22 protein-coding genes are annotated in these 23,126 nt (G+C 63.7%); 8 read left to right on the top strand and 14 right to left on the bottom strand.

Features of this window, described 5'->3' with window-relative positions:
- Positions 1 to 158: 158 nt before the first annotated feature.
- Genes ACOOE2_RS09945 through ACOOE2_RS09930 form a run of 4 tightly spaced genes read right to left on the bottom strand, consistent with a single transcriptional unit; the run spans position 159 to position 4,733 of the window.
- The gene (locus ACOOE2_RS09945; protein ID WP_420382856.1) at positions 159 to 890 is read right to left on the bottom strand and encodes a nucleotidyltransferase family protein; all 732 of its coding nucleotides are present in this window, start codon (positions 888 to 890) and stop codon (positions 159 to 161) included.
- Entirely contained in the window at positions 887 to 1,915 is a 1,029-nt protein-coding gene (locus ACOOE2_RS09940) for an aminoglycoside phosphotransferase family protein (RefSeq protein WP_420382855.1), read from the bottom strand. The genes ACOOE2_RS09945 and ACOOE2_RS09940 overlap by 4 nt, the downstream gene beginning before the upstream one ends.
- Complete coding sequence (gene tsaE, locus ACOOE2_RS09935; protein WP_420382854.1) at positions 1,906 to 2,355, bottom strand: tRNA (adenosine(37)-N6)-threonylcarbamoyltransferase complex ATPase subunit type 1 TsaE; 450 nt, start codon at positions 2,353 to 2,355, stop codon at positions 1,906 to 1,908. The genes ACOOE2_RS09940 and tsaE overlap by 10 nt, the downstream gene beginning before the upstream one ends.
- Entirely contained in the window at positions 2,352 to 4,733 is a 2,382-nt protein-coding gene (locus tag ACOOE2_RS09930) for a PAS-domain containing protein (protein ID WP_420382853.1), read from the bottom strand. The genes tsaE and ACOOE2_RS09930 overlap by 4 nt, the downstream gene beginning before the upstream one ends.
- A 272-nt stretch (positions 4,734 to 5,005) precedes the next feature.
- Between ACOOE2_RS09930 and ACOOE2_RS09925 the strand changes: the two genes are divergently transcribed.
- From ACOOE2_RS09925 to ACOOE2_RS09905, 5 genes are all read left to right on the top strand, one after another.
- The gene (locus ACOOE2_RS09925; protein WP_420382852.1) at positions 5,006 to 5,530 is read left to right on the top strand and encodes a spore coat U domain-containing protein; all 525 of its coding nucleotides are present in this window, start codon (positions 5,006 to 5,008) and stop codon (positions 5,528 to 5,530) included.
- Positions 5,531 to 6,268, top strand: a complete 738-nt coding sequence (locus ACOOE2_RS09920; protein WP_420382851.1) for a molecular chaperone — start codon at positions 5,531 to 5,533, stop codon at positions 6,266 to 6,268.
- Entirely contained in the window at positions 6,219 to 8,657 is a 2,439-nt protein-coding gene (locus ACOOE2_RS09915) for a fimbria/pilus outer membrane usher protein (protein ID WP_420382850.1), read from the top strand. Before ACOOE2_RS09920 ends, ACOOE2_RS09915 begins: the two co-directional genes overlap by 50 nt.
- A complete protein-coding gene (locus tag ACOOE2_RS09910) occupies positions 8,657 to 9,613 on the top strand; it encodes a spore coat protein U domain-containing protein (protein ID WP_420382849.1) in 957 nt (318 codons plus the stop codon). The genes ACOOE2_RS09915 and ACOOE2_RS09910 overlap by 1 nt, the downstream gene beginning before the upstream one ends.
- Positions 9,614 to 9,694: 81 nt before the next feature.
- On the top strand, positions 9,695 to 9,928 hold the full coding sequence (locus ACOOE2_RS09905; RefSeq protein WP_420382848.1) for a hypothetical protein: 234 nt from the start codon (positions 9,695 to 9,697) through the stop codon (positions 9,926 to 9,928).
- A 225-nt stretch (positions 9,929 to 10,153) separates the two neighbouring features.
- On the opposite strand, the gene ahcY is transcribed toward ACOOE2_RS09905, so the two are convergent.
- Entirely contained in the window at positions 10,154 to 11,554 is a 1,401-nt protein-coding gene (gene ahcY / locus ACOOE2_RS09900; protein WP_420382847.1) for an adenosylhomocysteinase, read from the bottom strand.
- A 225-nt stretch (positions 11,555 to 11,779) separates the two neighbouring features.
- Here ahcY and ACOOE2_RS09895 point away from each other — a divergent pair, with 225 nt between their 5' ends.
- A complete protein-coding gene (locus tag ACOOE2_RS09895) occupies positions 11,780 to 12,259 on the top strand; it encodes a peroxiredoxin (RefSeq protein WP_420382846.1) in 480 nt (159 codons plus the stop codon).
- Between the two features lie 61 nt (positions 12,260 to 12,320).
- On the opposite strand, the gene ACOOE2_RS09890 is transcribed toward ACOOE2_RS09895, so the two are convergent.
- The 3 genes from ACOOE2_RS09890 to ACOOE2_RS09880 all read right to left on the bottom strand — a co-directional run bounded on the left by ACOOE2_RS09890 (position 12,321) and on the right by ACOOE2_RS09880 (position 14,285).
- A complete protein-coding gene (locus tag ACOOE2_RS09890) occupies positions 12,321 to 13,190 on the bottom strand; it encodes an alpha/beta hydrolase family protein (protein ID WP_420382845.1) in 870 nt (289 codons plus the stop codon).
- 28 nt (positions 13,191 to 13,218) lie between these two features.
- Complete coding sequence (folE, locus tag ACOOE2_RS09885; protein ID WP_420382844.1) at positions 13,219 to 13,833, bottom strand: GTP cyclohydrolase I FolE; 615 nt, start codon at positions 13,831 to 13,833, stop codon at positions 13,219 to 13,221.
- Between the two features lie 161 nt (positions 13,834 to 13,994).
- A complete protein-coding gene (locus tag ACOOE2_RS09880; RefSeq protein ID WP_420382843.1) occupies positions 13,995 to 14,285 on the bottom strand; it encodes an FtsB family cell division protein in 291 nt (96 codons plus the stop codon).
- Between the two features lie 300 nt (positions 14,286 to 14,585).
- Between ACOOE2_RS09880 and ACOOE2_RS09875 the strand changes: the two genes are divergently transcribed.
- Positions 14,586 to 14,831: a hypothetical protein gene (locus tag ACOOE2_RS09875; protein WP_420382842.1), complete on the top strand. Its 246-nt coding sequence runs from the start codon at positions 14,586 to 14,588 to the stop codon at positions 14,829 to 14,831.
- A 152-nt stretch (positions 14,832 to 14,983) separates the two neighbouring features.
- On the opposite strand, the gene ACOOE2_RS09870 is transcribed toward ACOOE2_RS09875, so the two are convergent.
- The 3 genes from ACOOE2_RS09870 to ACOOE2_RS09860 form a co-directional block, all read right to left on the bottom strand.
- Positions 14,984 to 15,532 carry a fasciclin domain-containing protein gene (locus tag ACOOE2_RS09870; protein ID WP_420382841.1) on the bottom strand — a complete coding sequence of 183 codons (549 nt, stop codon included), beginning with the start codon at positions 15,530 to 15,532 and terminating at the stop codon, positions 14,984 to 14,986.
- A gap of 106 nt (positions 15,533 to 15,638) precedes the next feature.
- A complete protein-coding gene (locus ACOOE2_RS09865) occupies positions 15,639 to 16,400 on the bottom strand; it encodes an ABC transporter permease (protein ID WP_420382840.1) in 762 nt (253 codons plus the stop codon).
- Positions 16,397 to 17,353 (bottom strand): ABC transporter ATP-binding protein, encoded by a 957-nt coding sequence (locus ACOOE2_RS09860; RefSeq protein ID WP_420382839.1) that lies wholly within the window; start codon positions 17,351 to 17,353, stop codon positions 16,397 to 16,399. The genes ACOOE2_RS09865 and ACOOE2_RS09860 overlap by 4 nt, the downstream gene beginning before the upstream one ends.
- 480 nt (positions 17,354 to 17,833) lie before the next feature.
- Between ACOOE2_RS09860 and ACOOE2_RS09855 the strand changes: the two genes are divergently transcribed.
- A complete protein-coding gene (locus ACOOE2_RS09855) occupies positions 17,834 to 18,319 on the top strand; it encodes a hypothetical protein (protein WP_420382838.1) in 486 nt (161 codons plus the stop codon).
- Positions 18,320 to 18,380: 61 nt separating this feature from the next.
- On the opposite strand, the gene ACOOE2_RS09850 is transcribed toward ACOOE2_RS09855, so the two are convergent.
- The 3 genes from ACOOE2_RS09850 to ACOOE2_RS09840 form a co-directional block, all read right to left on the bottom strand.
- Positions 18,381 to 19,934, bottom strand: a complete 1,554-nt coding sequence (locus ACOOE2_RS09850; protein WP_420382837.1) for a hypothetical protein — start codon at positions 19,932 to 19,934, stop codon at positions 18,381 to 18,383.
- Positions 19,934 to 20,407 carry a GtrA family protein gene (locus tag ACOOE2_RS09845; RefSeq protein WP_420382836.1) on the bottom strand — a complete coding sequence of 158 codons (474 nt, stop codon included), beginning with the start codon at positions 20,405 to 20,407 and terminating at the stop codon, positions 19,934 to 19,936. Before ACOOE2_RS09845 ends, ACOOE2_RS09850 begins: the two co-directional genes overlap by 1 nt.
- Positions 20,408 to 20,565: 158 nt before the next feature.
- A complete protein-coding gene (locus tag ACOOE2_RS09840) occupies positions 20,566 to 22,908 on the bottom strand; it encodes a TonB-dependent receptor (protein WP_420382835.1) in 2,343 nt (780 codons plus the stop codon).
- Between the last annotated feature and the right edge of the window lie 218 nt (positions 22,909 to 23,126).

The raw sequence follows: 23,126 nt of genomic DNA, 5'->3' as shown, positions 1-23,126 counted from the left end.
ACTCTCAATCCCGCTCATCCGGAGCCCGTCGAAGGACGCGCGCAACCTTCGAGCCTGGCGAAGACAACGTAGCGGCCGGGGTAGGCGTATCGCGCGTCCTTCGACTAGCTCAGGATGAGCGAGCGTTAAAGGTTTTGCGTTGCTCGCGTATTCCAAAATCAATGCCCGGTCAGCGCGGCTTCGGTCGGGGCGATCATCGCCGGCGTGCCGACTTCGTACCATTCGCCGGTATGCGACAGGCCATAAAGCCGGCCTTCGTCGATCGCGCGGTCCCACAAGACGCCGGTTGAAAACGCGCCATCGGGTGCCTCGCGCAACAGCCGCTGCGACACGATCTGGATGCCGGTATAGATGAACGGCGCCACGCGGCCAGGCTTGCGCCGCGAGATCTTGCCGGCCGAATCCAGATGAAAATCGCCCATGCCGGTATAGTTGTGGGCCTGCTTGTGGCCGACGAGCAGCAACAGCGCGTCCATTTTCGCAGGGTCCCACGCCTGGCTCAGCGCGGCGAACGCGTTGGTCGGTCCGTCGAGCCAGATGACATCGGTGTTGAGGCAGAAAAACGGGTCTGCGGCGATCAGGGGCGTGGCGCGGACCATGCCACCGCCGGTTTCGAGCAACGCATCGGTTTCGTCCGAGATCGCGATCGCCGGCGTCTGTCGGCCGGCCAGATGCGCCTGCAACTGATCGGCCATGAAATGCACATTGACGACCGCGCGCGTCACCCCCGCCTCGGTCAACTTGTCGAGGCTGTAGTCGATCAGCGCCTTGCCCGCGACGCGCACCAGCGGCTTGGGCCGGGTCGCGGTCAGCGGCCGCATGCGCTTGCCCATGCCCGCCGACAGCAGCAGGGCGACATCGCTGGCAAGCGCCGCCGCGGATCGGGTCATTGGGCAAATTTCCCGCCAAGAACACCTGCCGGATCGCGCAGTTCGGCCGGAATATGCTGATTGAACCATGCCGCCACCGGCCCCAGCGCCGGATGCGCCAGATCGCGCTCGAGCGCGGCCCAGACGCGCGGGATCATGTCGAGATAGCGCGGCTTTCCGTCGCGCTTCCACAATCGCACGAAAATGCCGACGATCTTGATGTTGCGCTGCGCGCCGAGCCGCGCGTAATCGGCGGCAAACTGGGCCTTGTCGAATTTCCCGATTCCGCTGCTGCCGACCCGGTCGCAATAATAATCAAACATTGCGGTTTCCAGTTCGGGCGATACGTCGCGCCGCGCATCCTGCAGCAGCGAGACCAGGTCATACGCCGGATGGCCGGTCAATGCGTCCTGAAAATCGAGCAGGCCCTGGCGATTGACTCCGCCCAGCAGCATGATGTTTTCGGCATGATAATCGCGCAGCACCGTCACGCCCGGCCGCTGGCGCGGGATCAGCGGGGCGAGCACTGCCTCCCATGCCGACGTCCAGGTGCGCCCGTCGACATAAAGGCCGCGCGCAGGGCAGTACCAGTCGAGAAACAGGCGCGTTTCGCGCAAGTATTCGCTCAGCGTGTAATCGTTGAACGGCCCTGCCGGCAGGCGGTGGATCTGGACCAGCGCACTGATTGCCACGCGGTAGACTTCGGCCTCGTCATCGGGCCATTCGTCGACATATTCGCGCATCCGCACATCGCCGAAATCTTCCAGCAGGACAAACCCGCTGGCGACATCCTCGCCCAGGATATGGGGCGGACGCAAGGCATTGTCGTCGAGCCAGCGTGCGGCGCGCAGAAACGGTTCGGGATCTTCGCGCGGAGGCGGCGCGTGCATCAGCATTGCGGCCTTGCCGGAACCTTGGCCATCGGCCTTGTGCACGCGAAAATACCGCCGGAACGAGGCATCGCCCGGCAACGGATCGATAGTGGCACCGGCCCAGCCCTTGCTGGCCAGAAACGCGGCGGCACCGTCGGGAATGTTCATTGCCATAGCCCGCGCCTTAGCCAATCCGCCCCCGGCTCGACAATGGCCCGCCGCACATTTCCGATGATTTCGATGCGGATGGTCAGGCACGCGGGTTCGTGGCCAAACCCGCCCGCGTGATCGGGCCATTCGGCCAGCAGCGCCGCGCCCTCGCGATAATCGTCAAGGCCGATCTCCCCGGCTTCTGCGGGATGCGTCAGGCGATAGAAATCGGCATGCACCACGGGCAGGCGCACAGCGGGAGGATCATAGACCTCGATGATCTGGAATGTCGGCGACGGCACTTCGCCGCGATGGCCGAGCGCGGCGATGACCGCACGCGCCAGCGTCGTCTTGCCCGCGCCCAGATCGCCCTGCAACGCCACCACATCGCCCGGCACAAGCGCCCCTGCGATGATCCCGGCGAGCGCCTGCGTCGCGGCAAGATCGGGCAGGTCGACGATCACGGCAGAATCACGTGCGCTGCGGTTCCCTGACCCGGCTCCGACGTCAGTTCGATCGTGCCGCCATGCGCCTCGACCAGTTGCCGCACCAGCGGCAGCCCAAGACCCGTACGCCGCCCGACACCGCTGCCCCCACCGCGTGCATCGGGCGCCATCGCCAGACCTTCCAGCGCGCGCGCCAGATGCGCCGGTTCCATGCCGCACCCGTTGTCCGACACCACGACCTGCACCTTGCGATTGGGCAGGCGCGTGCAATCGATCAGGATTTTACCGCCCGCCGGGGTGGCGGCAATGGCATTGTCGAGCAGATGCGCAAACACCCGGCGCAGGCGGCGCGCGTCGCCGGTAACAGCACCCACCGAAGCCTTGCCGCGCAGATCGACCGTCAGCCCGGCCTCATCGATCCGGTCGGCACGCTCCTGCACCAACTCGGTCAGCAAACCAAAGATCGCCACCGGCTCGCGCGCAACGGGCAAAGTCCCCGCCTCGCCCTGCGACAGGTCGAGCACGGTTTCGATCTGTTCGCCCAGCCGCTCGACCGACACCAGGATGGCATCGACATAGTCGCGCGCCTGTTCGGGCAGATCGCCCGCCAGCCCGCCCGACAGCATCTCGGCAAAGCCCCGGATCGAGGTCAGCGGCGTGCGGAATTCATAACTCATGTTGGCGATGAACCGCGTCTTCACCGCGCTCGCCTCGACCAGCGCGGCATTGCGCTCGCGCAGCATCGTTTCGGCTTTCTGCGAGTCGGTAATATCCAGCACAGTCAGCAAGCCGTTGCCATCGGGCAGCGGCACGCCGGCAAACGCCAGGTAGCGTCCGTCGGCCAGCGCCAATCGCCCGGTCTGCTGCCGGCGTTCCAGCGTGGCTGCCTCGATCACCTGGGCAATCGTTGCGATCTGCGCGGGCCGCCGCAATTTGGCTGCGATCTGCGTCAGCACGATATCGGCGCGCGGGTGCGTCGCCAGCAGGTCCTCGTCGAGGCCCCAGTCGGCCGCAAACCTGCGGTTCCACAGCTGCAACTTGCTGTCGGGGCCGAACACCGCCAGCGATTCGAACAGATTGTCGAATGTCGCGGTGCGCGTGCGCAACAGCGTGTCGCGCGTCGCGGATAGTTGCAGCTGTTCGGTGCGATCCTCGAAAATCATCAGCAGCCCGCCATCGGGCATCGGCTGCGCCACCACGCGCAAATGCGTGCCGTCGGACAAGTGCCACGGTTCGTCCTTGGCCTCGCGGCTGAGGAACCAGCCCTGCCGCTCGCGCCGCCATTCGGGAAAGTCGCGCACTTCGGGCAGGCGCCCGCCATCGCGCATCCGGTCGAGCACGCGATCGAACGGCGGGGTATCGACGACGAACGACTGGGGAATGCCGAACAGCCGCAGAAACGGCTGGTTGACGAACACCAGGTTGCGCCGCTCGTCGAACTGCGCGATCGCGGCCGACATGATGTCGAGCATCTGCCGCTGCGCGCCCCGGAACCGGCGGAACTGCCGCGTCAGCTCCTCCATTTCCTCGATATCGACGGCATAGCCTGCAACCCCGTCATCGCCCAGCGGCAGGTCGATCACACGCATCGCGCGGCGTTGCCCGGCGATCGTGGCCGAAACCATGCGTTCGATCGGCATCCCCCGGCCCAGCGCCATGCGGGCAACACCGGCAGGCGTCGTGCCATCGACCGGCTCGACCAGTTCGGTCCCCGCCGCCACGACCTCCCCGCCATTGCGTCCGCCCACCGCGCGCACATAGGCAGTATTGACCAGCCGCAGCGCCAGATCGGGCCCGCGAAACCACATCGGCAGTGGTGCCGCCTCGATCAGGCCCGACAAGCCGGCAAAATCGGCCCGCGCCGCGGCGGTTTCGGCGCGCAGGCTGCGCAACTCCTCTTCGCTGCGGGTAAAATCGAAAAACCACACGAGCGCGGCGCCGCCCGGCGAAATCTGCGGATCGGCCAGATGCCCGCGCACCGCCAGCGCCTTGCCCGTGCCAGCCAGCGCCAGCGTCAGGCTGAACGGCGCGGCGGTCTTCTGCGTGCGTCGCACGGCGTCGCTCAATTGCGACAGCTGATATTCGTCGAGGCCTGTCGGCCGCTGCGGCGCGGTGCCATCCGCGCCGGCATCGAGTTCCGACAGGTATCCCGGCATTGCATCGAACCCGAACCACCCCGCCAGCCGCGCGGGTCCTTCGATGCGCCCGTCGGCGCGCACCACCATGGGCAGCGCCGGCGCGTCGTCGATCATCCGCGCCAGCCGCCGCGCCAGGCGCGCGCTGGCCTCGGCCTTGCGTTGCCGTGCCCGCGCCGACAGCACCGCCCAGGCCGCCGCAACGGTCCACGCGGCCAGTATCAGCCCGATCAGGGTCCATGCGGCCTGGTTCAACAACATCACACCGTGGCTAGGGGTGGTTCTGCCGAATTACAACGGCCATCCCCGCGCATGACGAACAAATCTGGTAAATCGCGACCGTGATACTGCCGCGCTGCGCTGGCGCGCGCGTCACCTGGTGAAAGCCCGCAAAACAACGGGGCGCTCCGCCACTTACGACCATCGGGATACGTAGTTTTCGAGGGGGGCTTTGCGCGAATTTGGCAGCATTTTGGCCTTAACGAAGGCAGACGCGCAACGCAACGACATCGCAATTCACTGGAGTTGAAACAATGGTCCTGCCCACCCGCTTCCGCTTCGTGGCGGCAATTGCGCTTGGATTGTGCTGCGTACCGCTGCCTGCGGCCGCCACCACGGTCTCGGCGACGTTCCAGGTCACGCTGACCGTCCAGAAAGTGTGTTCGGTGACTGCCGGGGCGGGGTCGAACATCGCGCTGGGCACTTTGCCCGCGACGACGACCAACGCCACCGGATCGAGCACGATCAGTGTCACCTGCACCAAGACCACGCCTTATTACATCGGCCTGGCCCCATCGAACGCGGCCACCGGCGGTTCGGGCGTCCTGTCGGGAACGATCAGCGGCAACACCGATACGATCACGTATAAATTGTCCTCCACCGCCGGGCCCAGCGGCACGGTCTGGGGCAACACCGCAACATCGACCACGGTCGGCAATGGCGTTGCGGGCACCGGGACGGGCGCTGCGCAATCGCTGAACGTCTATGTCACCGTCCCTGCGATGAACTACACGCCAGACAGCTATTCCGACACCGTCACGGTCAACGTGAACTACTGAATGCGCTACCGCGGGGACCTTGCCGGACTTGCGATCGCGCTGGCATCCGGGCTGACCGCAAGCCCGGCGCTTGCATCGGGATTGCAGGTCGATCCCGTTTCGGTGACGATCACCGGGCGTTCGGGCTCGTTGTTCCTGTCGAACCTGGGCGATACGCCATTGCAATCGCAGATCCGCGTCTACCAATGGGCGCAGGATGGCCGATCCGATGTGCTGAGCCCGACCGACGGCCTGCTCGCCAGCCCGCCGATGGCCGCGATCGAAACCAATGGCCGGCAACTCGTGCGTCTGGTCGCGGCCAATCCCAAAACCTGCGAAGACGCCTATCGCCTGTCGGTCGACGAAGTGCCGCCGATCACGCCCGCTGGCACCGCGCCCGGCGCGGGGCTTCACTATGTGCTGCATTATTCGCTGCCGGTGTTCGTCACCGCGCGCGGCTGCGCCAGGATCCGTCCCGAACTCGGCTGGCACCTGGTCCGCCAGGACAAGGGCGTGGCGCTGATCGTCTCCAACCAGGGCGCGATGCATGCGCAACTCGCCGGCGTGCGCCTGGTGACCACCACTGGCGTCCAGATCGAACTGACACCGGGCCTGCTCGGCTATGTCCTGCCCGGGCAGACGCGCACGTTTACCTTCCCGGTCGTGCCCGACACGCTGGCAGGCGCCATCACTCTCGAACTGGCAGTCAATGGCAGTCACGTCACGCAACCGCTGGTGCTGGGCACCGTTGATCGCTGAGGCATCGCTGTGTCTGGCGGCGCACCCTGCGCGTGCCGACAGCGATGCCGATCGGCCCGAAGCGTTGCCGGTTACTGCGTCGCCCGCGCCGGTTACGGCCGATGTCGCGGTGCTGGCGCTGACCGTTACGCTGAACGGGCAGGATCGCGGGATCGTCGAACTGCGCGAAAGTCTTGGCCGGCTTTGGATCGCGCGCGGCACGCTGCGCACGATTGGCGTGGTGCCGCCGCCGGGCGGGTCAGACCTGGTGCCGCTCGACAGCGTCCCTGGCGCGCTGGTCGCCTATCATGCCGGCGAGCAATCGCTCGACCTGACTGTGCCGGTGACCGAGCTCGACGCCCCGCTGACACGGCTCAATTTCGGCGAAGTGACAAACCCACCGGTGCAAAAGACGCTCGGCGCCCTGCTGAACTACGACACGCAGACGAGTTTCGACCGCTATGGCGTCGCGCTGCGCGGGCTGATCGATTTTCGCGCCTTTGCCGGCACGATAAACTTCGAAAGCACGCAAGGCATCGACGCGGTCAGCAATCGCGCGGACCAGCCCCATACGGTCGAAGCCATGCGGTTCGATACGACGCTGACGGTGTCGATGCCCGGCCGGCGCCTGAGTCTGCGCATCGGCGACACGGTGACATCGTCGGTCGCGTGGTCGCGGCCGACCCGGCTCGGCGGGCTGCAGATCGGCACCGATTTCGGGCTGCAACCCTATTTCATCACCGTGCCGATCCCGGCGTTCTACGGATCGGCGACGCTCCCCTCCACCGCCGATGTCTATGTCGACGGCATGCGCCGCTTTTCGGGCAGCGTGCCGCCCGGCCCCTACCAGATCGGCATCGGCCCCACGCGCATCGATGGCGCTGGATCGGCGCAACTGGTGCTGACCAACAGTCTGGGGCAGATTTCGGCGATCACGATGCCGGTCTACGAAACGCCGCTGGTGCTGCGCCAGGGGCTCGACGACTGGTCGCTTGAAGGGGGTTTCATCCGGCGCAATTATGGTCTGTCGTCGTTCAGTTACTGGCAGACGCCGGCGGCCAGTGCCAGCTGGCGCCGCGGGCTGACCGACCGCATGACGATTTCCGCGCATGGCGAGGCCAGCGGCGGCTTTGCGCATGCCGGCGTTGCCAACGTGGGTGTCGGCGGTGTCCTGGTGCTGGGCCAGGCCGGCGTCGTTGCGGCGTCTTATGCCCAAAGCTGGACCGGTGCGGGATCGGGCAGGATGCTGGCGATCGGTTATACGCTGACCGCGCATCGGTTCCATGTTGCCGCCTCGGTCCAGCGCACGTTCGGGCCGTTTGCCGATCTGGCTTCGGTCCAGGGCGATACGCTGGCGAAGGGCGATAGGCAGGGGCAGGGCCAGACGCCCGGCAATGCCGTACCGCGCGCGGCCGACCTGTTTCAGGCCGGATGGTCCAGCCCCAGGTTCGGCAACATCGGTGCAAATCTGGTACGGCTGCAGATCGCGGGCCAGGCCAGTGCCAGCTATGGCGGGCTGTTCTGGTCGCGCTCGCTCGGCCAGCGGCTGTCGCTGTATATCGCTGCCAACCGGAATTTTTCGCGCCGGGGCGATCGCAATGCGTTCCTGACGTTCAGCTTTACGCCGGGCGCGCGGACGCATGTCAGTGTGGATGCCAGCGCGGCGCAAGGCGGCGCGGCGGTCGATGCCACCGTGCAACGGCCGCCCGATCTGGCCGGCGGGTTCGGGTGGAGAGCCGGCGCGCTGTGGGACGATACCGGCAAAGGTGGGGCAGCAGAGGTCGAATGGCTGGGCTCTGCCGGCGATGCCCGGCTCGGCGCGGTCCACAGGGCCGGTCAGACCGAGGGCTATTTTGCCTACAGCGGATCGATCGCGCTGATGGATGGCGCCGTGTTTGCCGGGCGCCGAATCAACAACAGCTTTGCCGTGGTCTCGACCGAGGGCCTGGCGCATGTCCCGGTCACGTTTCAGAACCGCCTGATCGGCACGACCGATGGCAACGGCCGCCTGCTTGTCGCCGATCTCAACGCGTATCAGCACAATCCGCTGGGTATCGACCCGACCAACCTGCCCGACGGGTACCAGGTCGAAACTATCGATCGCGACGCCGTGCCCGCGGCCAATGCGGGCGTTGCGGTGCACTTTGCGATCCGGCAGTTTTCAGGCATGACCATGACCGTCGTGCGGCCGTCGGGCGAAGCGGTCGCCACCGGCACACCGGCGATCGTGGCGGGCGGCCCCGCGCTGACGATCGGGTTCGACGGGCAGTTGTACATCGAAGATCCGCCGCCCGGCGCGCGGATCACCGCGCAAACGGCCGATCGGCCCTGCCATTTCACGCTGCCCGCGACGATCCCGCGCGGCGATATCACGCGGCTGGGCACGGTCGTGTGCCAGGGCGGCGTGTGATGGCGCGGATGCTCGTCGCGCTGTTCGCGCTGTCGCTGGCGATCGCGTGCCTGGCGCTGCCGGGCAATGCGCACGCCAGCGTGACATGCAGCGTCACCAGCGCGACGATCGCGTTCGGCACGTCGAGCACCGGTACCGGATCGATAGCGTACAGCTGCAATTCCAGCGATATCGGCGGTGACAATTTCACGCTGTGCGGCCTGCTGGGCACGCCCGGATCGGGTACGACCGCCGCGCCGAAAATGACCAGCGGCGCCTATTCGATGAATTTCAACCTTTATACCAACTCGGCGCGCACCACGGCGTGGACCACGTCCACCATGATCACTGGCGCGGTGACGATGCCCGCATCGCTCGGCGGATCGACCGTAACCGGCAGCATTCCGTTCTACGGCACGATCCCCGGCGGCCAGGCGCCCGCATCGGGCACATACAACGCGACGTTTTCCGGCACGATCCTGGGCGTCGTCGAAGGGGGCACGTGCAACCAGACCTACAACAACATTCTGGTACTGGTGTTTACCGGCGCCAGCACCAGCCTGACCGCCAGCGCCATGGTCCCGAGCAATTGCACGGTCATCGCCGGCACTGCGCTCAGCCTGGGGGCGGTGCTGGCCACTGCATCGTCGGTATCGGGCAACACCACGATCATGGTCAACTGCACGCTGGCCACGCCCTATTACCTGGGCCTGTCGCCGTCGAACAACAGCACCACCGGCGCGGGCGTGTTGACCGGCACGGGCGGAAACCCCGATCACCCCGCGTACCAATTGCGCTCGGTCAGCACGACCGGCCCGGTGTGGGGGAACACCGCCACCGCGAGCAGCGTGGGCAATGGCGTGGCGGGCACCGGCACCGCCGCCACGCAGACGATCACCGCCTATGCCACACTGTCCAGCGCCAATGTCACACCCGACAGCTATAGCGACACGGTGACCGTCAACGTCAATTACTAGGGTGCCCCCTTGTCGCACTCGCGCGGCATCGCTACTTCATTCGCAGTCGGACCCCGGTCCGCTGTTAGAGGGGTAGTTGGTATGGTCAAATTTGTTCCGTTCGCATTTGCCGCCGCGCTGGCCACGATCGTGGCGCCGGTCCAGGCCGAAGCCAAGGGCTGCATCCGCGGCGCCATGGTCGGCGGCGTTGCCGGCCACTATGCCGGGCATCACGCCGTGCTCGGCGCTGTCGGCGGCTGTGTCGCCGGTCGCGCGTATTACAAGCACAAGGCCAATGTTGCCGCGCAGAACCACCAGGTTCCGCAGCACCACTGATTTTTGCGCGATTGAAAACGACAAAGGCGGCGGAGGTCACCCTCCTGCCGCCTTTGTTTTTTCCGGGTACGGTGCGCCCGCCCCTCCCTCACGTACGCGTCATCCCGGGCTTGACCCGGGATTGTGCTATCTTCGGGTCGCGCGTGATCGCTGCGCCGAAAAGGAAGCGCGGTCCCGGGTCAAGCCCGGGACGACGAGTGGGTCGACGGATAGCCCACCCCCAAATCAATAGCGGTAGTGATCGGCCTTGAACGGGCCGGCCGCAGAAACGCCGATGTACGACGCCTGCTGCGGCGTCAGCGTGGTCAGCTTGACGCCCAGCTTTTCCAGATGCAGCGCCGCGACCTTTTCGTCGAGATGCTTGGGCAGCACGTGGACGTTGTTGTCATAGCTGTCGGCCTTGGTGAACAGCTCGATCTGCGCCAGCGTCTGGTTGGTAAAGCTGGCCGACATCACGAAGCTGGGGTGGCCGGTGGCGCAGCCCAGGTTGACCAGGCGGCCCTTGGCCAGAACGATGATCTGCTTGCCGTCGGGAAATTCGACCAGATCGGTGCCGGGCTTCACTTCGGTCCATTTGTAGTTCGACATGGCGGCGATCTGGATTTCGCTGTCGAAATGCCCGATGTTGCACACGATCGCCATAGGCTTCATCGCTTTCATGTGGTCGGCGGTGATCACGTCTTCGTTGCCGGTCGCGGTCACGAAGATATCGGCACGCGACACCGCGTCTTCCATCGTGACGACTTCATAGCCTTCCATCGCGGCCTGCAGCGCGCAGATCGGATCGATTTCGGTCACCATCACGCGCGCGCCACCGTTGCGCAACGATGCTGCCGAGCCTTTGCCGACATCGCCAAAACCGGCAACGCAGGCAACTTTGCCGGCCAGCATCACGTCGGTCGCGCGGCGGATTGCGTCGACCAGCGATTCCTTGCAACCATACAGGTTATCGAACTTCGACTTGGTCACCGAATCGTTTACATTGATCGCGGGGAACGGCAGCTTGCCCTCTTTCGCGATGTGGTAAAGGCGGTGGACGCCGGTCGTGGTTTCTTCCGAAACGCCCTTGATCGCCCTGACGCTCGCGGTCAGGTAGCCAGGCTTGGCCTTGATGAAGGCTTTCAAGGCGCGCTGGAATTCGATTTCCTCGGCATTGGCAGGCTCGCCCATCGTTTCGCCCGCTTCGAGGCGCGCGCCCCACAGCGCAAACATCGTCGCGTCGCCACCATCGTCGAGGATCAGGTTCGTGGTTTCCCCATTGCCCTGGTCCCAGTCGAAAATACGGCCGACATAGTCCCAGTATTCGGCCAGGGTCTCGCCCTTGATCGCAAACACCGGAATGCCCGCGGCCGCAATCGCTGCGGCGGCATGGTCCTGCGTCGAGAAAATGTTGCACGTCGCCCAGCGGACATCGGCGCCCAGCGCGGTCAGCGTTTCGATCAGCACGGCGGTCTGGATCGTCATGTGCAACGATCCGGTGATGCGCGCACCCTTGAGCGGCTGCGCTGCGCCGAATTCGCGGCGCAAGGCCATCAGGCCGGGCATTTCGGTTTCGGCAATGGCGATTTCCGCGCGGCCGAAATCGGCCAGGGCAATATCGGCGATGACGTAATCAGGCTGGGTCACGGTGAGAACTCCGGGGCAAAATGAACAACGAGAGGCCACAATGGTGGCCCTGTTGATCGCGCCTTAGCGCCATCGAAGGATAATATAAAGATATCTTTATATCTAATTCCCACCCGACACGGGACAATGACAGATCGTGCTCGCTGTGGTTGCGCTGTCACATCGCGCCCCTATATCTGGCGCGCAGGTGCCAGGCGCCTGACCGACAACCAAAGGAACGAGCGCATGACGATCGCAGTTGGAGACAAAGTGCCCGACATCAAAGTGGTCAAAGCCACCGAACAGGGCCCCGAAGCGGTGCAGACCACCGATTATTTCGCCGGCAAGAAAGTCGTGCTGTTTTCGGTCCCCGGCGCGTTCACGCCGACCTGTTCGGCCAAGCACCTGCCCGGCTTTGTCGAAAAGGCTGCCGAACTGAAGGCGCATGGCATCGACGAGATCGCCTGCACCGCAGTCAACGATCCGTTCGTGATGAAAGCCTGGGGTGCGGCCAACGGTTCGCCCGACATCACCATGCTGGCAGACGGCAATGGCGATCTGGCCAAGGCGCTGGGCCTGACGATGGACGGCACGGGCTTTGGCCTGGGCCTGCGTGGCCAGCGGTTTGCCGCCGTGATCAACGATGGTGTGGTCGAGCAGCTCCACGTCGAAGCACCGGGCGACTTCAAGGTCAGCTCGGCCGAATACGTGCTCGAACACCTCTGATTTTACAACTCCATGCCCCTTCCCACCAGGGAAGGGGCTTTGGAGCGCGATGACACGCCGGTTAGCCCAGATAGGGCTGGAGAAAGCGGATCAACCTCGTTTCAAGATCGATCCGCCTGTCGGACCAGCTGTGATCGGTCGCGACATGCGCGACCTCCGCATGCGTCCCGCCCGCCTTGCGCACGGCGGCCACCAGCGCATCACTCATCGGTGCCAGGCCATCATCGGCGGTCAGGGCCAATAGCGGCACATGCACCAGCGACGGCGCTTTCGTTTCGAAATTGAAGTCGGCAGCGTGCATTCCCAGTTCGCCAGCCAGCTCGCTGTCGCTGGACGTCAAGGTCTCGTCGTTTTCGTGCATGAACGGCACCAGTTCGGCATGCGACATCTTGCCGACGTCACCCATATTCGCCGCCGAGACGATAGCCAGTGCAACAACGCCGGGCTCGGTGCCGCCGTCCATCGCCGTTACCCAGCCGCCCATGCTGTGGCCGACAACAGCCAGCTTTGCGGCATCGATTCCAAGCGCCTTGATCTGGACCGGCATGCGCACGTAGTCCAGCACCGCGTGCAGGTCCTGCGGGTTCTGCGCAAAATGAAATGCGCCCGGGCTGCCCCATGATCCGCGATAGTTGAACGTGATCGCGTTCCACCCCTTTCGGCGAAACGCCTGCGCCACGTCGAGATTTTTCTCGTTCCCGGGCAACCCGTGGCAAAGGATCACTGTGGGATGCGGCCCCGCGCCAGAGGCAAGATAGGCCACCGCGTTGATCGCAACCCCACCGGAAGGGATATGCAGGACGACCAGCCTGGCCGGATGCGCCGCATCGGCCGGCGGATCGCGCCAGATCGCGGCGGGTACGTCTGCGCCTTGCCCGTGTGCCACCACTGGCGCCAGTGACAGCGCCGCACCAATCAGAACCCTGCGCATGCGTATCCCCCCATAACCGCGTGTCGAATCAATACCCCATCAGGCTCAGAACTTCCTTGCGGCTGCGGTTGTCGTCAAGGAATTGTCCGATCAGCCGGCTGGTCACCATGCCAACGCCCGCCGTGCGCACGCCGCGCCCGGTCATGCAGCCATGCTGCGCCTCGATCACCACGGCGACGCCGTGGGGTTTCAGATGGTCCCAGATGCATTGCGCGACTTCACTGGTCAACCGCTCCTGGATCTGCAACCGGCTGGCATAGCCATGCAGCACGCGCGCCAGCTTTGAAATGCCGACGACCTTGTCGCGCGGAAGATAGGCGATCGAGGCCTTGCCCGTGATCGGCGCCATGTGGTGTTCGCAATGCGATTGGAACGGGATGTTTTTCAACAGCACCAGCTCGTGATAGCCGCCGACTTCCTCGAATTGCCGTCGCAGATGGATGGCCGGATTTTCGCCATAGCCCCGGCAATATTCCTTCCAGGCGCGCGCGACCCGCTTGGGCGTGTCGACCAGGCCTTCGCGCGTAGGATCGTCGCCAGACCAGCGGATCAGCGTGCGGATCGCTTCCTGAATTTCGTCGGGCACGGGCAGCTTGCCCAGCAGCGCTTCATCGTCGTCGTAATCATGCGTAACGATAGTCATGACGGTATTCGACCCTTCCCCCCAAAAAGCAGATCGCATATCGCCGGCTCCGCTTGCTGTGGGGGAGTTAGGGACTCGGTTGCGGTATCGCAATGACCCAAGAGTGAGGCGAGATGATATGCATGATCCCGATACGGATCACGCGATGATCGCTATCGAAGTTATTTGCGCGGCAGGATCACTTCGTCGGGATGCGCGACATTGAGGTCGCGGCGCAACAGTTCGCCGACCAGGTCGGGATCGGCATGGCGCGGATCGAGCAGCGCCACCCGATTTTGCAGCCGGTCGCGCAGCGCGGTCAGCCGGGCGATCTCACGCTGGTCGTGATCGAGCGCATGCGCATTTTCGGTCCAGGCCAGTACGCCGCTTGGTCCCGCCAGCGCCAGCGCACCAAGCACGAGCAGCACGATCAGCGCCAGTGTCTGGGTCAGGCTTTCCCGGGGAAGCCGCATGGATTGCTTTTTGCGCCGCATTGAAAGTACCGAATCATATCGCCGCGCAAGATTCAACAGGGATTCAATCACTTCGTCGCTGCAATTGACCCCAGCACGATGAACCGTTCTCTACACGCGATGAACTACAACAGGTGCTGCACGTTTTGACCGCAGCGCGTAAAGCGCCTTGCGCGATTTTTGGAACCGACCCGCCAAATGTTTGCAATCCTGTCGGTTTCTAGTCCCACCTGATTAATTTTGCGCAGGAATGGACAACGCGCCCTTCCCCACAAGCAAAAGTCTGCCTATTCATCAAACATGAGTTCGGGAAAACATCTGACGCGCACAGACAAGCGCGACACCGGTTTCATCGCGCGTCTGCGGACGCGGTTTTCATGCATGCTTGGCAACCACGAACCAAACCGCAACAAAGTGCGACGCGCCGGCGGCGTGCATTATGTCGGCACGTGCCGGTTTTGCGGGGTGACGATCGGCAAACGCCATGGCCATCCATGGAAAAGGATTTCGGCGGCCGAGTACGACGCGACCCGCATCGAGGATTGATCCCGCCAACCTGGTTGAGCATCGCGCCGCACGGCGGCACTGCTCAGGTCCTGGCCGGCGTAGCGCACCACTTCTGACCCAAAAAGGCCCGACTGCCTGCGCAGCCGGGCCTTTTTTCATACTCCACCCGTTCGCGGGAGGAATTCAGACTGTTACGGCATCAGCACTGTATCGACGACGTGAACCACGCCGTTCGACTGCATGACGTCGGCGATCGTCACCATCGACATGCCGCCCTTGGCATCTGTCAGGATCACATGACCATTCTTCAGCGATGCCATCAGCGGTTCGCCCTGCACCGTGGTCAACGTCGCGGTGCCGTTGCCGGCCTTGATCGCCATCATGATCGCCTTGGCCGTCATCTTGCCGGCCACCACATGATACGTCAGGATCGAGGCCAGCTTGGCCTTGTTTTCAGGCAACAGCAGCGTGTCGACAGTGCCGGCGGGCAGCTTGGCAAAGGCTTCGTTGGTCGGCGCGAACACCGTGAACGGACCCATGCCGCTCAGCGTATCGACGAGGCCGGCAGCCTTGACCGCGGCGACCAGCGTGGTGTGGTCGGCGGATTTGCTCGCGTTCTGAACGATGTTCATTTTCGCGGACATGTTTGCCCCGCCCACCATCTGGTCGGCAAATGCGGGGACGGACAACTGGGCGACAGCCAGCGCGGCAATCGCTGCGATCGTGTGAAACTTGCGCATGGGACATTTTCTCCTGCATAGGTCCGGCACGTTAGCCGGCTCCATGCAACAGTAACGTTCCAGTCGACGATACGGATGCAATTGCACCAAGGTGTCGCGCAACCGATCAGGTGCGCAATCGCCAGCCGGTCTTGAATATCCACGCAATTATGCCAAGACACACTGCCATGAAACCGACGATCATGCCCACGCTGAACACCAGGCTGACGTCCGCCTGGTCATAAAATGCCCAGCGAAACCCGTTGACCAGATAGACGATCGGATTGAACAGCGACACCGTCTGCCACGCCTTTGGCAGCATCGTGATCGAATAGAACGTCCCGCCCAGAAACGTCAGCGGCGTGATGATCATCATCGGCACGACCTGCAGCTTTTCAAAGCCATCGGCCCATAACCCCAGGATAAACCCGAACAGGCTGAAACTGACCGACGTCAGCACGAGAAACGCCAGCGCCCAGAACGGATGGATGATGCCATACGGCACAAACAGCCGCGCGGTCAGCGCGATGACCAGCCCCAGCACGACAGACTTGGTCGCTGCCGCGCCGACATAGCCGATCACCGCTTCGATCGCCGAAACCGGCGCCGACAGCAATTCATACACCGTGCCGGTAAAGCGCGGCATATATATCCCGAACGAGGCGTTGGCGGTACTTTCGGTCAGCACCGCCAGCATGATCAGCCCGGGCACGATGAACGCGCCATAGCTGACCCCGTCGATCGCATGCATCCGCGACCCGATCGCCGACCCGAACACGACGAAATACAGCGATGTCGAAATCACCGGCGATGCCAGGCTCTGGAACAGCGTGCGCAGCGACCGGCCCAGTTCGAACAGATAGATCGCCCGGATTGCATAAATATTCATGCCCGGTCCTCCACCAGATCGATAAAGATATCTTCGAGCGTCGAGCGCCCGGTTTCGATCGTCGTGAATTCGATGCCGGCCGCGGTCAGCCGCTTGACGAAGTCCGCCGCCGCGCGCGTACCCTGGTTGTCGCCGGTCGATGTCAGCGTGAGCGTCATGCCGTCGTCGGACAATATCAGATGCTCGTCGGCCAGTCCGGCCGGAATCGCCGCAAGCCGATCGGCCAGCCCGACAATCACCCGCGTCCGCCCCAGCTTTTCCATCAGCGCGGTCTTTTCATCGATCAGGATGATTTCCCCGCGGTTGATCACGCCGATGCGGTCAGCCATTTCCTCGGCCTCTTCGATATAATGCGTGGTCAGGATGATAGTGACGCCGCTTTCGCGCAACTTGCGCACCATCAGCCACATGTCGCGGCGCAGTTCGACATCGACACCGGCAGTCGGCTCGTCGAGAAACAGGATCGACGGCTCGTGCGACAGCGCCTTGGCGATCAGCACACGGCGCTTCATCCCGCCCGACAGCGCCGCAATCTTGCTGTCGCGCTTGTCCCACAACGACAGATCGCGCAGCACGCGTTCGAGATGCGCCGGATCGGCAGGCTTGCCGAACAGGCCCCGGCTGAAATTGACCGTGGACCACACGGTTTCAAACATGTCGGTCGCCAGTTCCTGCGGCACCAGCCCGATCTTGGCCCGCGCCGCGCGATAATCGGTGGCGATATCGTGGCCATCGGCGATGACGGTGCCGCCGGTCGCGCGGATCAGCCCGCACACAATCCCGATCAGCGTGGTTTTGCCCGCGCCATTGGGGCCGAGCAGCGCAAAGATTTCGCCCCGGCGGATCGTCAGATCGACCGATTTGAGTGCTGTGAAGCCGCCTTTGTAGGTTTTTTGCAGGCCGGTGATCGCAACGATGCTATCGCCGCCGGGCGTATCGGGTGTTTTCAACATCGCCCCTGTGTGGGGATCGCGCGGGCATTGCGCCAGTGCAATCGATGACGGGCGCGTAAAAAAGAGGTGAGCCCGGGTCGGGGACAAATTCCACTTCGAGAGGAAAGGACCTTGAGCGTCCGGAATCGCCCACTTGCAGACATTCCGTAATTCAGCGATTGTGGAGCGATGCTGCTGTTATTCGCCGCTCTTTCCGCCGCCTCTGCCCATCCCGTATGGTGGGCCGATTTCCAGCGAGCTTACAAACACTGTGGGTTCGTATTCAATGTAGACGGTTCCGGCCCTGCAGGCGACGGTGTGCTGATAGCAGAAGATTTTAGCAGCCTAACCTTAAGCAGCGACCGACATCGCCCGCAGAAGCCAATCGGGTGCATCGCGCAATGGGCAAAAGATACCGGCCTTAAGGTTCGTTACCGGCGCTTCTGACGCGATCCGGCTACGGCAGCTAACCTCCATTTGCAGGAATAGGCTCGTCGTGCGATGCTGCAATTAATGTTTGCCCGTTGCTTCCTTGCCACGCTTGCCCTAATTTCGTCGCCAGTGTTGGCGACAGAGACAACTCTTTGTCAGGCGCTTGATGGGTTGAAAACTGAGGCGGAGCGGGCTGGTCCCCAGCGGATCAACATTTTCAAGCAAAAGGTAATGACCTTTGCTTGCGGCGCAACCAAGAATGTCAGTGCGCAAAGTGCTTTTTGCACTGCCGCAGCGGAGCCCGTGGGAATCGAATTTATCGATAAATTTCCTTGGCTTATTTACGATTGCCTACGCAACGAGGATGTCTCACCTGCGCTCATATTTTCTGACCAGTACACAGGCATCAATCGAAAGAAAATCACTCGTCTTTCGGCTAAGTGGCGCGACGGGATGCGTTTGGATATAAGCTTTACGCCGACTGGGGATTTTGGACCTAAGCCAAAGTTCAGGGAATTTTGGGGGACTTACACGCTTTCGGTTTGGCGTCCGTAGCGCTGGATCGCTAACGTCCGCTTCCCTCCACTTTCCGCCGTTCAAACTCGCGGCGAATTTGTCACGCTGCCGGAGCTTTGTAACACGGCCCAGAACCGGCGCGCTCCAGTAGATAAAGCGTGTTGTTCTCCGCGATCCCGCGCCACATCATCGCTGCCGGATAGGCGTGGACCAGGTCATAGCCCATACGGCAAGCTGCGCCCGCCGGATCGCTTTGCACCACCTTGGGCAGCCAGACATGCGCGGCGAGCACGGCATCGGGGCGTGTCGCGATCAGGTCGGCCCATTCCTGCGGATGGGGCAGCGCGTGCCAGGTCTCGTCGCGGTTCCAGCGAACGAATTGCGGATGCGGCGCGCCGCCGTGATAGTTGGCAAAGACATTGTACGGCAGCCACGGCTGCGTTTCGAAGCTCTGGCCGCCGAAGGCCACGATCGCCTTGCCCGGATGGCCTGCGCGCCAGGCCATCACGCCCGCCGCTGCCGGCCGTCCGGCCGAATAGTCGCCCGCCACATCGGGCAGGCCGCTGTGCAGCGTCTGCACACCCTGCATGACTTCGAGCAATGCGATCAGCGCGAGCAGCGCCTTGCGGAATTGCGGGGTGACCGGATTGCCCCACTGCGTCCAGAGAACGAACAGCACGAACACGAACAGCACGCCGCCGTGCCAGCTGCTGGCCAGCACTGCGCCTGAAAACACGATCAGCGCCACCGGTATCACCAGCATCAGCGCGCGATCCCGGCCCGCCAGCACCAGCCGCGCCATCATGCCCAGCAACAGCCACGACAGTATCATGCCCAGGATCGCATCGAGCCCGCCCTGGTGCGTATTGGCCCAGGGCGTCACGCGATCGAACAGCCCATTGGCGACGAACACCAGCGCGCTCGCCACCGGGTTCATCCGCGACACTTGCGCCATGAAACCGTTGTCCGCCGGCTGCCACGCGGTCCACAGCGAAAACAGCCCGAGCGCGCCGACCATGGCCAGCGCAGCCCAGGCGCGCCAGTCGCCCAGGCCCCGCACCAGTTTAAGCCGCCGTGCCAGCGCCAGCCGCACGAACAGGTCGAGCCCGAGCAAGCCGGCGGCCAGAAAGCTGAACGCATTGATATTGGCGATCACGCCGACGACCAGCGCATACCCCATTGGCCGGCGCACGCGATCGGCAAACAGCGTGGCCGCGATCGGCACCAGCAACAGATCGAAGCAATACCCGCGCGCCACGACACTGTATTGATAGCCAAAGAAATACGTCGCCAGCAGTCCCAGCCGCAGCGGCAGCGGAAACGGTGCATGACGCACCACCACCACCGCGCCGCCGAACGCGCAGACCGCCGACAGCATCCAGATATCCGAAAACGGCAGGCCGACCCGCGTCGCAACCCACAGCACCGCGTGCCACAAGCCCGGCGTGCCCTCATACCGGGCGTAATACCCGATCAGCGTGCCGAACGAATTGTCGCGCGCCAGCAGCCAGGCCTGCATCTCGTCGAACCAGGCCTCGTGATGGCTGCCCACCCAGATGACCCACCCGGCATAGCACGCCAGCGCAGCGAACTGCGCCGCGAGCGACAGGCGCGTTTCGCGCCCGCGTGCGGATTCAGGCGATGCCGCCGTCATTACGCGGCTTGCGGTTTGCCAAAGATCAACACGTGGCGCAGGCCCGATGACGTCACAAAGCTGACCGCGACCGCGCCGAGCTTGGCCAGCCGCGGATCGATTGCCAGCGCGGCGCCAAGGCCGACGATCCCGATGGTCAGGACCAGGCCGACCAGGGCTGATCCCAGGAACAGCGCCATCTGCATGCGTCGTTCCGGCCCCGCCGGTGCCACGCCCGCGGCAAACATCACCCGGCTCGACACCTGCCAGTGCACGATGGTGCCAAACAGAAAACCGATTGCCGCCGCGATGGCCGGCGCAACACCGCATTGCAACAGCATCAGGAACAGGGCGCTGTCGGCGCCCAGCGCGACGATGCTGGAACTGAGATAGCGCGCGATCGTCCCGGTCAGGAACTGGCGCATCTGGGCAGGGCCGAACAAAGCGGACACATCACGCAGCGGCCGTGCCGTGACTTTCGAATACCCGTTCATGCCCGTTTCCACCCAACGCTCCCGTTCACACGATGCAGGTATCCATGAACGAAATGCGCTAAACACCGGTTAATGCGGCGGCCAACTTTTGCAGGAACACTGCACAGGCTTGCCCCAACCCCTCCCCTCAGGGGAAGGGCCAAGACAGGCAATGCGGGTCAGAACCTCTTGCGCAGCGAACCGCCCCAGATGCGCGGGTCGTTGATCATGCCGGTCAGGTTGTTGAAATCGATCGCGCTGATCGAGCGGATCTGGTTGAGGATATTGCGCCCGAACAGCGCAAATTCGAGGCCGGTGGGCGTCGTATAGCTCACCTTGATGCCGCCCTCGGTCAACGAACGACCGGTGAATTCCTTGGCCGTGTACAGGAAGTAGTTGATCGAACTGCGATAGGCCCAATCGGTGTTGAAGCCCATCTTGCCGCCGTTTGCCAATGGCCAGTCATAGTGGAAATTGACATTGCCCACCCAACGCGGCGCCTGCGGCAACGCATTGCCGTCGATCAGGGCATTGCCGAATTTGTCGAGCGGATCGGTAACCGTGCACTGGCCCGATCCGCACGGCGGGATAGCCACATCGCCCGCGCGCATGACCGTGAAGTTGTAGCTGCCGCTCGCCGACAGCGTCATCCCCGCCAACGGCCGAATATCGATTTCGCCCTCGGCCCCGCTGCCATACGTGCGCGGCACCGTGACCAGCGCCGCCGAATTGCCAACTCCGCCGACCGCGGTCAGCGTCATGTTCTTCGTGCGTGTCCAGTATCCGTCGACCGCGAAATTGACCGCGCCGTCGAGCACGGTGCCCTTGATCCCGCCTTCGGCCGAAAGCGTGGTCTGTTTGCCCGCGACATTCTGGATCGAACCGAACGTCACGCGGTCCTGGATTGCCGGGCCGAGATAACCGGTGGCCACGCGGGTATACAGATTGACCTTGCTGGTCACCGCATATGTCGCGCTGGCATCCCACGTGGTGTCGGAGCCTTTGACCGATGCGGTCGTCGGCGCCAGCGTGCGATAGGCATTGCCATTGAGCGCGGTCGTCCTTGCGCCGGTGTCATATTTCGCGCTCAGCCCGCCCGAATAGCCCGAAACCGTATCGCGCTTGGAATCGTGTGAATAACGGGCACCCGCGCGCAGCGACAAGGCGCCGGTCTTGTATTCGCCCGACGCATAAAAGCCGAAATTGGTGTTGCGGTCGTTGTGCTCGATATCCTGGTCGAGGTCCTGCGACCGGAACGTGTACGGCGTGATGTAGTCGAATTCGCTGTAGGTCAGCTTCTGGGTGAACGCATAAGCGCCGCCCTGCACCCGAATGCCGCTGAATTCATCCGACACGAACCGCAGTTCCTGGCTGTATTCGTCGGGCCGGGTCACGCCGCCGGTGTTGTCGGGAAACAGCGCGTTGTTCAGGCCCAGCGGCGGATAGGTGTAGTTCGACCCGCCGTCGATATCGCCGGTGCTTTCCACCCGCGCGTGCTCGAACGCGCTGATCGAGGTCAGCGTGCCGATCCCGTCGAAATGCTTGTCGAGATGGAGATTGGTGCCCCATTGCGACATCGACTGGCTGGTAAAGCCGTCGACGCTCGCCTGCGACGGCGTAAACCCGGGCGAAAACAGGTTGCTGCCCTGCTGGAACAGCCCGGCGCGGAACACGCGCGGCGTGCCTTCCAGCCCGCGCAGATGGATGTTCACCAGCGCATGAAAGCTGCTGTCGGGCGAGACATAGGAAATCTGCGCGCGGCCGGCGATGTCGGTATAGCCTTCGAGCGCTGCGGGCGCGACGTTTCCGGGCTGGCCGTAATTGGTGTTGGCCACCCAGTTTTCGCGGTGCTGGACAATGCCCGAAAAGCGCGACGAAAAGCCGCCGCCCAGCGGCACGTTCAACGCGGCCTCACCATTGATCGTGTTGTACGAGCCCCATTCGATGCTGCCGTAACCGCCGAACGTGTCGGTGGGGCGGGCGGAATCGAGCTTGATCACACCAGCGGGCGTATTGCGGCCAAACAGCGTACCCTGTGGTCCGCGCAGCACTTCGACCGATTGCAGGTCGAACACCGGAAAGCTTTTGAGCATCGGGCTTTCGAGCGCGACATCATCATAGACCACCGAAACCGGCTGGGCCGCATTGGGATCGAAATCGGTATTGCCGAGACCCCGGATGTAGAAGCGCGGGAATGTGCGGCCGAACGAGCTTTCGATCTGCAGGCTGGGCGTGCGCGACGACAGGAAACGGATGTCGAGGCCGCTCGAATTGAGCACATCGAGTTTCTCGCCCGAAATGGACGTGACCGCAATCGGCACATCGCGCGCTTTTTCGCTACGGCGCGTGGCGGTTACAACAATTTCGCCGCCGCCGACCACAGGTGCCGGGCCCGGGCCAGGGTCGAGCGCAGGCGCAGGCGCATCGGCGCGCGCGATACCCGGCAGTGCAAGCGCGAAAGCGCCGACGATAGCGGCGCGCGCCGTTGACGCGGCAAATGACGATTTCAATGATTTACGCATGGATCCCCCGCATGTTGCGCCTCTCCAGTGGCATTGTGCAGTGCAGTCCGCGTTTTTCGCGGCACTGCGATATTTCGTGTTGCCCGGTGGTGTAATGGGCTTTCACAAATCCGCAATATCGCAGGCTTGTTGGCGTCGTATTGCTGATACATGTGTGGCGAAACAGCACCGCTGCCGGCCGCGCCTGTGCCGATCAGGACCGCAAGGGCGCGCCATGG

Source organism: Novosphingobium sp., from assembly GCF_965214355.1.
GTDB lineage: Bacteria > Pseudomonadota > Alphaproteobacteria > Sphingomonadales > Sphingomonadaceae > Novosphingobium.
This window is presented reverse-complemented; position numbering and strand designations above follow the sequence as displayed.